Raw genomic sequence first — 15509 nt, forward strand, 5'->3', positions numbered from 1 at the left:
ACTCAAAAAACCTTGACAAAGCAAGGTTTTTTCTAATCTTTATACGTTCAGGACCTTATCCAGGAAGTCTTTGAGACGTGGGTGTTGTGGGTTGTCGAAGATTTGTTCGGGTGTGCCGTCTTCAAGGAATTCACCGCCGTCTGTAAAGATGACGCGGTTAGCAACCTTGCGGGCAAAGCCCATCTCGTGCGTAACAATCAACATGGTCATGCCTTGCTCAGCTAGGTCTTTCATAACGTTGAGTACGTCGCCGACCATTTCTGGGTCAAGGGCAGACGTTGGTTCATCAAAGAGCATGATGTCTGGGTTCATAGCCAGCGCGCGGGCAATAGCTACACGCTGTTTCTGACCACCGGACAGGCTATCTGGCATAGCGTCACGCTTGTCTGCTAGACCGACCTTTTCCAGTAATTCCATGCCGACTTTCTCGGCTTCAGCCTTATTCAATTTTTTATGTTCGATAGGAGCAAAGGTGATATTTTCTAAGACGGACATGTGTGGGAAGAGGTTGAAGTGCTGGAATACCATTCCGACATTTTCACGGAAGGCATCAACATCTGTTTTAGGGTCAGTCAGATTGTAACCATCTACCATAACATGACCACTTGTGATGGATTCCAGGAGGTTGAGTGTACGAAGGAAGGTTGATTTACCAGATCCAGAAGGACCGATAATGCAGACAACATCCCCCTCGTAGAATTTTGCAGAGACGCCTTTCAAGACCTCGTTTTTCCCGTAAGACTTGTGCAGGTCTTCAACATTGATTTTTAATAAAGCCATTATTTGCCTCCTTTTTCAAGTTTACGTGCCAAGCGAGTCAAGAGGGTGATAACCACCAAGTATATGATAGCAAGGATTGCATACATACGGAAGGATTGGTAGTTACGGGCAATGATAATCTTACCAGCTTGGAAGAGTTCGACAAGACCAATCGCAGAGATGATGGTCGTATCTTTCAATGTAATAACAAATTGGTTGATGAAGTTTGGCAGCATGATTTTACCAGCCTGTGGTAGGATAATCTTGCGCATGGTTGTCCCGTAGGAAATACCCAAACTGCGTGATGCCTCCATTTGTCCCGCAGGAACGGCTTGAATACCACCGCGGACAATTTCTGCGATATAGGCACCGGAGTTAAGGGATAGGGCAATGGTACCGGCTACGAAGTCGTTGATTGGTGATTGTTGACCAGTGATAGACTCAATCAAGTTTGGAATACCCCAGAAGATGAAGGCTGCAACAATCATCAACGGAATACCACGAACCACATCAACGAAGACGGATGAGATAACACGAAGGGCCTTGATTGGGCTCACCGCAAACATACCAAAGATAATACCGATGACGATAGCAATGGCAAATGACAAGAGAGCCAAACCAACTGTAATACCAAGACCAGACAGGAGCTGACCGTAGTTGTTTTTCAAGAGACCGAAAATGGTGGTTTCATCAACTGTTTCAGTGGCTGTACTTGGTGTTGTCTCTTCTTTGGCATTGAAGTATTTGTTGAAAATCTCATCGTACTTGCCTGATTCTACCAATGCAGCCAAGCCATTGTTGAACATTTCAATCAGTTCAGGATTGCTACCTTTTTTCACAGCAAATCCGTATTCACCAGATTTTTCACCTGGGATTGGAGTAGCGAAGTCACGACCTTGTTGGATAGCGTAGAGGAGGACCGCTTCATCATCCATGAGGGCGTCAATTGAGCCAGAGTTGAGACTGTCGTACATGCCAGAAGCCTCGTCGAAGGCCTTCAAAGTATAGCCGTACTTGTCTTTGTTGCTTTCCAAGAAAGTGTAAGACGCTGTACCGTTTTTGGCACCGACTGTCTTGCCTTTGAGGTCTTCATAGGATGCAATGTCACTGCCGTTTTTAACAGCCAGCAGGATATTTGACGAGTAGTAGGCATCTGAGAAATCAAAGATTTCCTTACGAGCGTCAGTAATCGACATACCAGCGATAACGGCATCTGCTTGACCAGCTTGGACAGCGTTAAGGGCTGCATCGAAACCAGGATTTTGGATAGTGATGGTGATTCCTTGTTGCTCCGCAATGGCCTTGATCAATTCCATGTCAATGCCGACGTACTTACCAGACTCGTCCTGGTATTCAAATGGGGCAAATGATGAATCTGAAACGATCGTGTAGCTTGACTTGATAGGGTTTGCTTTTTTAGTAGCATCACCAGATAATTTCAAGCGAGATGAGTAGTTCTGCATATCAGCAGAGGCGGTAGCTACACCAAACCATTTATTCATGATTTTTTCGTAGGTGCCGTCTTCTTTCATAGCTGCAAGAGCCTTATTGAAATCATCAACGAGGTACTCATATTGGCTTCCTTTTTTAACAGAGAAACCAAATGATCCAATTGGTTCGCCAGGGATGTCTAAGCTCAGGTCTTGCCCTTGTTGGATAGCGTATTGGATAACCGCCTCATCGTCCATAGCAGCGTCAATAGCGCCAGTGGAAAGACTGTTGTACATCGTGTCCCCTGTGTCGAAGGTTTTGATAGTAAAACCGTACTTGTCCTTGTTTTCTTCGAGGAAGGTTTGAGAAGCAGTACCGTTTTTAACACCAACTGTCTTACCTTTGAGGTCTTCATAGGAGGAAATCTTGTTAGACTTGGTTGTTGCAATGATAATCTTCGTATCAAAGTAGGGGTCTGAGAAGGTAAAGACCTTTTTGCGGGCTTCGGTAATGGTCGTACCAGCCATGAGGGCATCGGCCGAACCAGACTGGACCGCATTGACAGCAGCATCAAATCCTGGGAAGGATTGATTCATTTTCCAATTTGAACGTTTTGCAACTTCGTTGATAATATCAACATCTAATCCTTTATAAGTTTGGTCAGAATCTTTAAATTCAAATGGTGCATAGGCATTGTCAAAGACGATATCGATCGTATCATCTGCCTGGACACCTGTAAAAATAAAGAAGACCGGCAAAATGCTTGCCAATAGCATGAATAATTTTTTCTTCATTTATATACTCCTTCTATTATAAAATAACTTTCCCATTGTATCATATTATGAAAATTAATGCAAAATCGAGGTTTTTATAATGTTAGAATTTCTGACATACAGAGTCAGTGAATTGTGAGAAAATTTAATATTTTAGGACAATTGATTTTGAGTAAGTTCAAGCGGACTTGTGGTAAAATAGAATAGTGAAAGGAATGGGTATGATTGTTCGTTATAGCAGATGGAAATCTTTGTCGGCCTTGGGTCTGAGTTTGTTTTTTGGCTTGCCATTGTCTTATCTAACGGTTGATTTATTTATCAGTTTATGGGGAGAAGATGTAGCGACAGTGATCTTCGGTGGGATTTTATTTTTACTGATCTTTGGCATTCCAACCTTGGCTTCACATCTGGTTATTATCGTTTCTATACAGCGCCTCTTTTTTGGATTAAAAGCATTTGAACTGACAGAGAAGCACTTTGTTCTCTATCGGGGAATATTTCGAAGAAAAGCTGTGTCCATTCCTATAAACGAAATTGAGTATATCTGCCTAGAAGAACAGACACTAGGAGCAGGCTTGAGCCGTCTTTTTGGAAATGTTTCTGAAAAAACAGTAGAATCTGTAGGGAAGACAATCGCATTTGCGACTGGGGCTAAAACGAGTGCAAGGGCCAGTTTGTCGGACACCTACACGCACTTATTGATATTGTTTCATGACAGTGAGCGAGCTGTCTTTTATGCTAAACAATATGGAATTAAGATAAAGAATTTATTGAAATATACGGCGGCAACTTCGATTCTTGATGTTGAACCCGGCCCAATTGAGCATTTTTCCGAAGAGATGTTGCAAGATTTACTAGAAGAAAGAAAACTGAGCAAATGATTAACCGAAATACTGAAAACCAATTTAAACTTGTGTCAAAATATGCACCGTCTGGTGACCAGCCCCAGGCCATTGAGACCCTGGTGGATAATATCGAGGGTGGGGAGAAGGCTCAAATTCTCATGGGAGCGACGGGGACCGGTAAGACCTACACCATGAGTCAGGTTATCGCCCAAGTCAACAAACCGACCCTAGTCATCGCCCACAATAAGACGCTGGCTGGCCAGCTCTACAGTGAGTTCAAGGAATTTTTCCCAGAAAATGCCGTTGAGTATTTCGTGTCTTACTACGATTACTATCAACCAGAGGCTTACGTGCCTTCATCCGATACCTATATTGAAAAAGATAGCTCTGTCAACGATGAAATTGATAAACTTCGTCATTCAGCGACCTCAGCTCTGCTGGAGCGAAATGATGTCATCGTCGTTGCCTCCGTTTCCTGTATCTATGGTTTGGGTTCGCCCAAGGAATATTCTGATAGCGTGGTCAGCCTGCGACCAGGTCAGGAGATTTCCCGTGATCAGTTGCTCAACTCTCTGGTAGATATTCAGTTTGAGCGCAACGACATCGACTTCCAACGGGGGCGTTTCCGTGTCCGTGGCGATGTGGTGGAGATTTTCCCGGCTTCTCGAGATGAACACGCCTTCCGTGTGGAGTTTTTCGGTGATGAAATCGACCGCATTCGTGAGATTGAAAGTCTGACTGGCAAGGTATTAGGCGATGTTGACCATTTGGCGATTTTTCCCGCTACTCACTTCGTGACCAACGACGACCACATGGAAACGGCTATTGCCAAAATCCAGGCGGAACTGGAGGAGCAGCTCAAGGTCTTTGAGGCTGAGGGCAAGCTCTTAGAAGCTCAGCGATTGAAACAGAGAACCGAGTATGATATTGAAATGCTACGGGAAATGGGCTACACCAACGGAGTTGAGAACTATTCACGACACATGGACGGGCGAAGCGAGGGCGAGCCCCCATACACCCTGCTGGACTTTTTCCCTGAAGATTATCTCATCATGATTGACGAGAGCCACATGACTATGGGGCAGATTAAGGGGATGTACAACGGTGACCGCTCACGGAAAGAGATGTTGGTCAACTATGGTTTCCGTCTCCCGAGTGCACTAGACAATCGTCCGCTGCGCAGGGAAGAATTTGAGAGTCATGTTCATCAGATTGTCTATGTCTCAGCGACGCCGGGTGACTATGAGATGGAGCAGACAGAGACCGTTGTCGAACAGATTATCCGGCCGACCGGGCTCTTGGACCCTGAAGTTGAGGTTCGTCCAACCATGGGGCAGATGGATGACCTCTTGGGCGAAATCCATGCGCGTGTTGACAAAGGCGAGAGGACCTTTATCACTACCCTGACCAAGAAAATGGCAGAGGACTTGACCGACTACCTGAAAGAAATGGGCGTTAAGGTCAAGTATATGCACTCGGACATTAAGACTTTGGAGCGTACGGAGATTATCCGTGATCTTCGCTTGGGCGTCTTTGATGTCTTGATAGGGATTAACCTCTTGCGTGAAGGGATTGACGTGCCAGAAGTCAGTCTGGTTGCTATTCTAGATGCTGACAAGGAAGGTTTCCTCCGTAATGAACGAGGGCTCATCCAGACAATCGGTCGGGCAGCTCGTAACTCTGAGGGCCATGTGATTATGTATGCGGACAAGGTCACCGAGTCCATGCGGAAGGCTATGGACGAAACCGCCCGCCGTCGTCAAATCCAGATGGCTTATAATGAAGAACATGGCATCATTCCACAGACCATTAAGAAAGAGATCCGTGACCTGATTAGTGTAACTAAGGCCATTGCCAAGGAGACGGAAGAAGTAGTTGACTTTGACAGTCTCAACCGTGACGAACGTAAGGCCATGATTAAGAAGCTGGAGGCTCAGATGCAGGAAGCAGCAGAAGTGCTTGACTTTGAACTGGCAGCCCAGATTCGGGATATGGTCATTGAACTCAAGAACAAGTAGAAAAGTAATAGAAAATCAGATCAAGGGGTATCGATTAGATACTCTTTTTTCTATATTTTTACAGGAAGTAGTGTCTACAAGTTCATGCTGAAAAATTCTTTCGATTTTTGATTCAAATTAGTCTTTGCTTTGGCCTTCTCCAGATATAAGAGTCTGACTTGCTTTCAGTAAGTTTTTAAGATGAATGTAGGGGGAAACAGATTTGTTTCGTAAGCAACGATTTAGTATTCGTAAATTTTCAGTAGGAGCCGCATCAGTCTGTGTGAGTCTATTTTTAGGTGGTCAGATTGTTAACGCCGATAGTTTGCCAACTGAAAATCCAGCAACAGTTGCGGTGAGCAACCAGGATGTGCAGGCTGAGGTGGTAGCACCTGCGGTAACAGAAAATCAAGAACCGGCTATATCAGTAGAAGTTTCTGTTGAAACTGAGACAGAACCGGTAATTGAAGTGCCAGCACCAGCGGAAATTCCTGTAGAACAGCCACTTGTGGTTGAGGAAGTACCAGGAGAATCAGATCCTGAGCTAATTCTTTATCACAATCAATATAATACCATGTCTACCTTGCCAGGTACTGAGTATGCAACAGCTAAGTTCCCATTAGATCCTAATGAAAAACTGTTTGAAGAGGATATTCCCTATGTTGAGCCAGTAACTGCAGGCGACGGAGCAATATTATAGAGTTGCAAGATGATACTCCTGAACAAAAGATGTTTGATGCGACGACAGGTCACTATACAGCACAGTTCAGCGTTGACTTGACAAAAGAAAAGCCAAGTGACTAGATTGTTATCGATCAATCAACGTTATGGGCAAATGGTTACGGGGATATTCTGATAAATATGACTGTAAGAAATTTGACCATTTCTGACCGTGGTTCACCGATGGTTGGTACGACGCGTTACGCTCGTACTAGTACCTATTCTCGTGCGGAAAATCCACAAATGGCTGTATTCAATAGAAACGACCAAGGTTGATTGGACCAGCAAAAACTGGCCATGCAGGAATTGGTGACCATGTCTAACCGAGCGTCCGTCTTGGGAGCGATTAGCCCGAGTGACCGCTACACTTTTGGCACGGTTATCCCGGCCTGTATGTATGCGGAAGCCAAGGCTATCATGCTCAGAAGTGAGGCAATTTACGCAAAAATCGGTAGTACAACTGCCTCTGATGCAACTTTAAATCGCGTCAAAGATCTCTTTGCTAGTTTGACAAACCGCTATAATGTCTACATGAACCGTAGCGATTTGGTCACTAAGGAAGATTTGATCAAGATTTATGGCAACTTCACAGTTAAAAATAGTGCTATTGACAATTTCTATAATTTCTACCAGACCATGCCAGACGCCGCCAAATCACAATACGGTCTTATCAAAATTTATGACGACCCCTATGGCTTTGGTGGAAATACCCTTGGATATGATGCTACTATCAATATGAATAATGCCGGTTTCAAAGGTGGTGTTATCGATGTGGAGAAAGGTCAATTTACCTGGGAAACCTATGTCATGGCTCACGAGCTCGGTCACGTTGTAGATGCTTATTCGGAAGAGACGGTACAGATCAATAATTTTTCAAGTGAGCAAGCATTCCAACCGATGGAACTCCAGTCATTGTTGCACCAGAAGAGAAAGTCATTACCAAGGTACACAGCCGGTAGTTGAGACAGTGATGATCGAGTATGGTACTCGCTATGAGTCAGATTCTACTAAACCTGTGGGCTACTATAGTGAGACTGGTGGTGTTGACGGCAGTGAGACGACAACCACAACTTATAAAATTGACGCAGTCACTGGCGAAGTAACAGCGACAAGTACAACTACAATTATCGAACCAATTGCCAAAGTTATCATTATCGGCAGTCAACCGGCGCCAGTCGAAGAGACCCCAGTTGATGAACCAGCAGTTGTCACCCCAGAAGACGAACCACAGGTAGAAGCTCCGGTTGAGGAACCTCAGGTAGATACGCCAGTTGACGAACCAGCCGTTATAACACCAGCCGACGAGCCAGTTGTTGTAGCTCCAGTCGACGAACCGCAGGTTGAAACACTGGTTGAGGATTCAATTATCACAGCAAAAGGCGACAGCGTTACACATGAATTACCAGAGCTTGACATTACAGCCATTCTAAGTCAGGGTCACATTTTACCTACTGAAATCTTGCAAGAAACAACAGTTACTCCAACAATTTCGCATCTAGTTGGTGGTGGTGCTGCAGCTGGCGGTTCAGCAGAGGAAACCAGCATCTCATCCCAAGGAACTGGTAACACTGAACAATCTGTTAGCAATCAATCCTCAGGACAAACTGCTAAAACATTGCCGAATACTGGACAAGTAGATGCTTTGACATCTCTTGGACTTGTAGTGGGAATGCTTGGATTTGGTTTAGTGAAAAGAAAAAAAGCTGAACTCGGCTAAAATATATATTTATTATGATGGGAAGTTGACCTTGTGTCAGCTTCTTTTTGGTTTTCTGCTCCTCGATTTATTATCAGTGTAGAAGGTTGAATAAAGCTAAGCCTTGTCTTCTTGGATTTTTCATGTTTCCGCTATATTTTTTCTTTTAAATCAACTATAATAGAATCATGAAAGTTTTACTCTATTTGGAAGGCAAGACAGTTCTGGAAAAATCAGGGATTGGTCGGGCCCTCCACCATCAAATGGAAGCCCTGGACATGGCTGGAATTCCCTATACGACGGACCTTTTAGGGGATTATGATGTCATTCATATCAATACCTATGGGCCACGTTCCTGGTTGCTTTTGCACGCTGCCAAACGTCATGGAAAGAAGGTCATCTTGCACGGGCATTCGACCAAGGAAGATTTTCAAAATTCCTTTATCGGATCCAATCGCCTGGCGCCATTTGTGGGAAAATATCTGGCCAGCATGTACCGAAAAGCAGATTTTATCATTACCCCGTCAGAGTATTCTAAGCAGCTCATCCAATCCTATGGGGTGACAACTCCAATCGTTGCCGTGTCCAATGGGATTGATTTGAACAAGTACAAGAAAGATGCTCGCAAAGAGGCTGTTTTTCGGGATTATTTCGGTATTAAAGAGGGACAACCAGTCGTGGTCTGTGCCGGGCTTTATTTCCGCCGCAAGGGCATAGAGGATTTTGTCAAGGTGGCTGAAAAGCTTCCCCATGTGCGCTTCATTTGGCTGGGCTCTATCAATAAATGGATGATTCCATCCTATATCCGGAAAATTGTAGAAGGAGCTCATCCGCCTAATGTCGAGTTTCCTGGTTACTTCAAGGGTGCTGTTTTTCAGGGGGCAATGAGCGGAGCGGATGCCTTTTTCTTCCCATCCTATGAAGAGACGGAAGGGATTGTCGTCTTGGAAGCTCTAGCCAGCCACCAACATGTTGTGCTGAGAGATATTCCAGTTTATGAAGGCTGGATTGATGAAACAAGTGCTGAATTGGGCAAGACTGTCGATGATTTTGTCCAATCCATTCAAAATATCTTAGATAAAAAAGTAGACAAGCGCGAGGCAGGTTATCAGGTGGCAGTTAGTCGCTCGATGGACAATGTAGCCCACCAGCTAGTAGAAGCCTATCGCCAAGTCATGGAGTTGTAAATGCGTATTGGATTGTTTACAGATACCTATTTTCCGCAGGTTTCGGGGGTTGCGACGTCTATTCGGACCCTGAAAACGGAGCTGGAAAAACTAGGTCATGCAGTATTTATTTTTACGACCACTGATGAGGGTGTCAACCGCTATGAGGATTGGGATATTATCCGCATTCCTAGTGTGCCCTTCTTTGCCTTTAAGGACCGTCGAGTGGCCTATGCTGGCTTTGTGGATGCCTTGAAAATTGCCAGCCGTTACAAGCTGGATATTATTCATACCCATACGGAGTTTTCTCTGGGGATTTTGGGGAAATTGATTGCCAAGGAATTGGGGATTCCAGTTATTCATACCTACCATACCCAGTATGAGGACTACGTCCACTATATTGCTAAGGGGAAAATTATCCGCCCTAGCATGGTCAAGTATATCCTCAAACCCTTCTTCCGTGACCTTGATGGGATTATCTGTCCCAGCGAGATTGTAGAAGATTTGCTGAATAAGTATCAGGTTCCTATTTCCAAAAGGGTCATACCGACAGGAATTGATTTGGCCAAGTTTGACCGACCTGAGATTTGCCAAGAGGATATTGATGAACTGAGGCATCAACTGGGGATTGCTAAGGATGAAACCATGCTGCTCAGCCTGTCTCGTATCTCCAATGAAAAAAATATTCAGGCCCTTGTCAAGGCCATGCCGGCTATTTTGGCTGAAAATCCCAAGGTCAAGCTGGTTATCGTTGGTGGTGGTCCTTATGCGGGAGAGTTGCAGGAGATGATTGACCGCATGCAGATGGCCAGTCATATTCAGATGACGGGCATGATTGCGCCGAGCGATACTGCTCTATACTATAAGGCGGCTGATTTCTTTATCTCGGCATCGACCAGTGAAACCCAGGGTCTGACTTTCTTGGAAAGCCTGGCATCAGGCACTCCAATCCTAGCCCATTCGAATCCTTATTTGGATAATTTGGTGACGGACAAGATGTTTGGAACTCTCTTTAAGCGGGAAAAGGACATAGCAGATGTGGTCATTGATGCAATTTTGGCGACGCCAAGCATGAATGCCTACTTGCTGGAGAAAAAGCTCTATGAAATTTCCGCCAAGAATTTCGGTCACCGAGTTTTTGAGTATTACCTGGATTTGAAAATTTCCCATGATTTCCAGAAGGAACACACCAATCAAGACAGTGTGGCAGAAGTATTGCTCAAGGGAGCGGTCACCTTACCAGCCAAGGCCGTTGTCAAATCAACCGACACCACAGCTCGCATTCTCAGAAAATCAGTTGCTCAGGTCAAATCCGTTCGTAATTTCTTTGATTAGGAGGGATGAAAATGAAGAATTCAGGAAAAATCTTTTGGTACATCTTGCCTACTTTGCTGGTCTATTATCTGGTGCCGGTGCTGATTATGTATTCTCCGCTGGATGACTATACTATAAAAGGGATTTTGATTAACTTAATTATCATCTACCAGCCGGTCTTTATTTTACTTGTATCGACAATCTATTCAATAAAAAACGGCTTTTCCTGGTGGTTTCCACTGCTACAAGGCTTGCTTTATCTGCCAGTCGATACCCTGATTTTTCCAAATGCAGAGGGCTCAGAAATCTACGTTATTCCTTACATTCTCATAGGTTTTCTCGGAGTAGGAGTAGGGGTTTTGATGAGGAAGATGCTTGGAATTGGAAAATCTAGAAATTCTCGCAAAAATCCTTGAAAAATCCGAAAATCCTGCTATAATAACTGTTAGAGACTTATCCATTCTAGGAAATCTTTGAGAGAGTGCGCGGTTGCTGTGAGCGCATAGAGGATAGGATGGACACTACTCGGTATGATTTTATGCAAACATAAAAGGGTGGTTCCCTTATCGCCATTCTGAGGTCATCAGTTTTTTTGAGCTGGTGATGAATGAAGGTGGAACCACGTTACGACGTCCTTTTGTGAGGATGTCGTATTTTATTTTGGAGGAGTAGTTATGCTACCTGATGACTTATTAAAACGGTGCCAAGATGTGCGAATAGCCTATAGAGAGTTGGAACTCAAGCACCATGACAAAGAATGGTCTATTGAAGAGGACCTCTTGGCCTTGACCAATGATATTGGCAACATGAACCGTCTGATTATGACCAGGCAGGGTCGTTACTATGACGAAACGCCCTATAGCTTGGAGCATAAAATGGCTGAAAATATCTGGTGGTTAATCGAATTAGCTGACCGCCTAGATATTGATATTCAAAAAGAAATGGAAACCTTTTTAACTCAGAAAGAAGAGTTATTGGGGATTAAAAAATAAATAAAAAATAGAAAGGACTAGGGTCTCCGTATTTGGTTGAACTGAATACGGGCTACGGACTGGGCCAAAAAGATAAACGAGAACTAGACGCTTGCGTCGTCGTTCTGTTTCCTATTTTGTCTGTGTCCGCTTAACGCCCTTTATATCTTATATTATGATTAAAATTACTTTCCCAGATGGTGCTGTTCGTGAGTACCAAGCTGGTGTGACTACTTTTGAAATTGCTGAGAGCATCAGCAAGTCTTTGGCGAAAAAGGCGCTTGCTGGTAAGTTCAATGGTAAATTGATTGATACTACTCGTGCTATTGAAGAGGACGGCACGCTTGAAATCGTAACACCTGACCATGAGGATGCCTTAGACATTTTGCGTCACTCAGCAGCTCACTTGTTTGCCCAAGCGGCTCGTCGCCTTTTCCCAGACATTAAGTTGGGTGTTGGTCCAGCTATTCAAGACGGTTTCTACTATGACACGGACAATGCGGCTGGTCAGATTTCAAATGAAGACCTGCCACGTATTCAGGAAGAAATGATGAAGATTGTCAAGGAAAACTTCCCTTCAGAACGCTGTGAGGTGACCAAGGAAGAAGCTCTTGAGATTTTCAAAAATGATCCCTACAAGTTGGAATTGATTCAGGAACATTCTGATGACGAAGGCGGTTTGACCATTTATACACAGGGCGAATACGTTGACCTTTGCCGTGGCCCACACGTTCCGTCAACAGGTCGTATCCAGATTTTTGAATTGCTCAATGTGGCAGGTGCTTACTGGCGTGGTAAGAGTGAAAATCCAATGATGCAACGGGTCTATGGTACAGCTTGGTTTGACAAGAAAGACCTCAAGGCTTACCTTCAAATGCGTGAGGAAGCCAAAGAGCGTGACCACCGTAAACTTGGTAAGGAATTGGATCTCTTCATGATCAGCCAAGAAGTTGGTCAAGGTTTGCCATTCTGGTTGCCAAATGGTGCAACTATCCGTCGTACCTTGGAACGTTACATCACAGACAAGGAACTGGCTTCAGGTTACCAGCACGTTTATACGCCACCTTTGGCTTCTGTCGAACTCTACAAGACTTCGGGTCACTGGGAGCATTATTCAGAAGATATGTTTCCAACTATGGACATGGGTGACGGTGAAGAGTTTGTTCTTCGTCCGATGAACTGTCCGCACCACATTCAAGTTTACAAAAACCATGTGCGTTCTTACCGTGAGTTGCCAGTGCGTATCGCTGAGCTTGGTATGATGCACCGCTATGAGAAATCAGGTGCATTGACTGGTTTGCAGCGTGTACGTGAGATGACGCTCAACGACGGTCATATCTTTGTGACACCTGAACAAATCCAAGAAGAGTTCAAAAAAGCTCTCCAGTTGATTATCGATGTGTACGCAGATTTCAACCTAAATGACTATCGTTTCCGCCTCTCTTATCGTGACCCAGAGGACAAAGAGAAGTACTATGACAATGATGAGATGTGGGAAAATGCCCAGCGTATGTTGAAGGGCGCTATGGATGAAATGGGCGTGGACTACTTCGAAGCTGAGGGTGAAGCGGCTTTCTACGGTCCGAAATTGGATATCCAAGTCAAGACTGCCCTTGGTAACGAAGAGACCCTGTCAACCATTCAGTTGGACTTCCTCTTGCCAGAACGTTTTGGCTTGACCTACATTGGTGCTGACGGCGAGGAGCACCGCCCAGTCATGATTCACCGTGGTGTTATCTCGACCATGGAACGCTTCACAGCTATCTTGATTGAAACCTATAAGGGTGCCTTCCCAACCTGGTTGGCTCCAACCCAAGTGACCATGATTCCAATCTCTGTGGAAGCTCACTTGGACTACGCTTGGAAGGTTGCCAAAGAATTGCAAGACCGTGGCGTTCGCGTACACGTAGATGAGCGTAACGAGAAGATGCAATACAAGATCCGTCAGAGCCAGACCAGCAAGATTCCATACCAGCTCATCGTCGGTGATAAGGAAATGGAAGACAATGCTGTCAACGTCCGTCGCTACGGAAGCAAGGCAACGCAAACTCAGTCTGTATCAGAATTTGTGGACCATATCCTAGCAGATATTGCCCGCAAGTCACGTCCAGCTGATGCTGAATAAATAAAGTAAGAAGTCCGAAAGGGCTTCTTTTTTGGCAGAAAAAAATCCCAAGTTGTCAAAATAGAATAGACTAGATTTCTTTAGAAAGCTGATTGTCATTTTACTGGACATTCGATTCAGAAATTTCTTTTAAAATTTTTAAAAACTTATTGGCGACCCGGGATTGATTGTTTTGTTTTTTCCAGAGAACTTGTAGAGGGTCATGGTTACCTTCTTGTAATTTTATAAATTTTAGTTGGCTATATTCATCAGTCAGGACAATGCCGTTCAAGCAAAGTGCAACACCAACACCTGCTTTGACAAGAAGGGCAGCATTATATAGAAGATTATAAGTTGCAACAATGTGATAATCACCAACTTTATCTAGTTCTTCAAAGGTGATGTTGGGCTGAGCAGATACTATCAGTGGATATTTGATTACATCATGAAGTTTTGGGGTCTGAAGAGTGGCTAAGGGATGATTTTTTGGAACAAGTATCCCCCAAGAATCTCTATTTGGAAGAGGTAAGTGATTATATTTACTTTCATCAAAAGAACCAAAGGTTATACCGATATCAATATTGCCTTGGTCTAAATACTCTTGTACATAGTCAGCGTTACCACTAAGAATGTGTACTTTAACTTCTGGATAGGTAGTGGTCAATTTTTTAACGGCTCGTGCCATGATATCCAGAGATTGACTTTCCGCGGCTCCAATACTAAGTTCACCCGAAATACCATCGTTTCTACGGATGTTATTTTCTGTTTTATTGACTAAGGATAGAATTTCTATGGCGCGATTGTAAAGGTAACGCCCGTCTTCGGTTATCTGAATTTCTCGGCTACCACGATCGAAAAGCTGAGTTTCTAATTCTGTTTCCAAGTCTCGAATTTGTCGAGAAAGGGTTGGCTGTGTGATATGCAAGGCCTTGGCGGCATTAGATATAGATTTGGTTTGTACGATTGTGACAAAGTAATTAAGAACACGGATATCCATTGCTATCTCCTAGTGTTTTTTTAGAATTATTATACCACAACATATGCCTTACAGGCATACGTAGAACATAAAACAAGTATTTGATTATGGTTTGTGTTTGTAATAAAATATCTAAAGAAAACAGGAAAGGAAACAGTAACTAAAATAAGGTATGAAGTATGCATCAAGAAATTAAATCGTTCATTGAAACAGGAGAAATCATTAAAAAAGGAGACATTGTTTACGAACTTATTCACGAAATTACTGCTGAAACCTTACCGCTTATAGAAAAATTGAATACAGAAGTCCAAAGCGAAGCAAGTAAACGTGACTTGCTGGAAAAAATCATGTGTAAGAAGTTGGATGATACAACGTCAATTGCATTGCCTTTCCGAACGGATTTCGGACGCCATATTTCCATTGGTAAGGAAGTTTTTATCAATACGGATGTGATGATGACAGATTTAGGTGGGATTGTTATTGAGGACAAGGTCTTGATTGGTCCTCGTGCTATGATTATCTCAGTTAATCACCCTCAAGAATCATCACAGCGACGGGGCTTAATTTTGAAATCCGTCCATATTAAGAACAATGCTTGGATAGGTGCGGGAGCAACTATATTACCAGGGGTGACGGTTGGTGAAAATGCTATAGTAGGTGCTGGAAGTGTTGTGACAAAGGATGTACCTGATAATACAACTGTTGCAGGTGTACCTGCTAAAATTATAAATACAAATCATTAATTTTTGGAAGGAAA

15 protein-coding genes are annotated in these 15509 nt (G+C 43.8%); 12 read left to right on the forward strand and 3 right to left on the reverse strand.

Translation table 11 applies throughout. The features are described from left to right. Positions 1–39: 39 nt before the first annotated feature. Complete coding sequence (locus ACHBHN_RS02720) at positions 40–780, reverse strand: amino acid ABC transporter ATP-binding protein (RefSeq protein ID WP_105110775.1); 741 nt, start codon at positions 778–780, stop codon at positions 40–42. After that, positions 780–2984, reverse strand: a complete 2205-nt coding sequence (locus tag ACHBHN_RS02725) for an ABC transporter substrate-binding protein/permease (RefSeq protein ID WP_394733580.1) — start codon at positions 2982–2984, stop codon at positions 780–782. The genes ACHBHN_RS02720 and ACHBHN_RS02725 overlap by 1 nt, the downstream gene beginning before the upstream one ends. Before the next feature lie 194 nt (positions 2985–3178). Between ACHBHN_RS02725 and ACHBHN_RS02730 the strand changes: the two genes are divergently transcribed. From ACHBHN_RS02730 to thrS, 11 genes are all read left to right on the forward strand, one after another. Next, positions 3179–3844, forward strand: a complete 666-nt coding sequence (locus ACHBHN_RS02730) for a hypothetical protein (protein ID WP_394733581.1) — start codon at positions 3179–3181, stop codon at positions 3842–3844. Further along, positions 3841–5826 (forward strand): excinuclease ABC subunit UvrB, encoded by a 1986-nt coding sequence (uvrB, locus tag ACHBHN_RS02735; protein WP_394733582.1) that lies wholly within the window; start codon positions 3841–3843, stop codon positions 5824–5826. The genes ACHBHN_RS02730 and uvrB overlap by 4 nt, the downstream gene beginning before the upstream one ends. A 202-nt stretch (positions 5827–6028) precedes the next feature. Then, a complete protein-coding gene (locus ACHBHN_RS02740; protein ID WP_105122691.1) occupies positions 6029–6505 on the forward strand; it encodes a YSIRK-type signal peptide-containing protein in 477 nt (158 codons plus the stop codon). A gap of 161 nt (positions 6506–6666) precedes the next feature. Beyond that, on the forward strand, positions 6667–6801 hold the full coding sequence (locus tag ACHBHN_RS02745) for a hypothetical protein (protein WP_269089460.1): 135 nt from the start codon (positions 6667–6669) through the stop codon (positions 6799–6801). After that, a complete protein-coding gene (locus ACHBHN_RS02750) occupies positions 6802–7488 on the forward strand; it encodes a hypothetical protein (protein ID WP_394733583.1) in 687 nt (228 codons plus the stop codon). It abuts the gene before it with no gap. A gap of 7 nt (positions 7489–7495) precedes the next feature. Beyond that, the gene (locus ACHBHN_RS02755) at positions 7496–8242 is read left to right on the forward strand and encodes an LPXTG cell wall anchor domain-containing protein (protein WP_161943361.1); all 747 of its coding nucleotides are present in this window, start codon (positions 7496–7498) and stop codon (positions 8240–8242) included. A gap of 167 nt (positions 8243–8409) precedes the next feature. Continuing rightward, positions 8410–9408, forward strand: a complete 999-nt coding sequence (locus tag ACHBHN_RS02760) for a glycosyltransferase family 4 protein (protein WP_105122693.1) — start codon at positions 8410–8412, stop codon at positions 9406–9408. Continuing rightward, a complete protein-coding gene (locus ACHBHN_RS02765; protein ID WP_105122694.1) occupies positions 9409–10722 on the forward strand; it encodes a glycosyltransferase family 4 protein in 1314 nt (437 codons plus the stop codon). Between the two features lie 11 nt (positions 10723–10733). After that, positions 10734–11117, forward strand: a complete 384-nt coding sequence (locus ACHBHN_RS02770; protein WP_105122695.1) for a hypothetical protein — start codon at positions 10734–10736, stop codon at positions 11115–11117. A 258-nt stretch (positions 11118–11375) separates the two neighbouring features. Continuing rightward, entirely contained in the window at positions 11376–11693 is a 318-nt protein-coding gene (locus tag ACHBHN_RS02775) for a MazG-like protein (RefSeq protein ID WP_105122696.1), read from the forward strand. Positions 11694–11847: 154 nt separating this feature from the next. Then, the gene (gene thrS, locus ACHBHN_RS02780) at positions 11848–13797 is read left to right on the forward strand and encodes a threonine--tRNA ligase (RefSeq protein WP_394733584.1); all 1950 of its coding nucleotides are present in this window, start codon (positions 11848–11850) and stop codon (positions 13795–13797) included. A 100-nt stretch (positions 13798–13897) separates the two neighbouring features. Here the strand turns inward: thrS and ACHBHN_RS02785 are convergent, their stop codons facing one another. Next, the gene (locus tag ACHBHN_RS02785; protein ID WP_105160161.1) at positions 13898–14773 is read right to left on the reverse strand and encodes a LysR family transcriptional regulator; all 876 of its coding nucleotides are present in this window, start codon (positions 14771–14773) and stop codon (positions 13898–13900) included. Between the two features lie 170 nt (positions 14774–14943). On the opposite strand from ACHBHN_RS02785, the gene ACHBHN_RS02790 reads away from it, so the two are divergent. Continuing rightward, positions 14944–15495: a DapH/DapD/GlmU-related protein gene (locus ACHBHN_RS02790; protein ID WP_394719786.1), complete on the forward strand. Its 552-nt coding sequence runs from the start codon at positions 14944–14946 to the stop codon at positions 15493–15495. Positions 15496–15509 lie beyond the last annotated feature (14 nt).

It is taken from the genome of Streptococcus sp. A22, assembly GCF_043674215.1.
GTDB classification, from domain to species: domain Bacteria; phylum Bacillota; class Bacilli; order Lactobacillales; family Streptococcaceae; genus Streptococcus; species Streptococcus suis_V.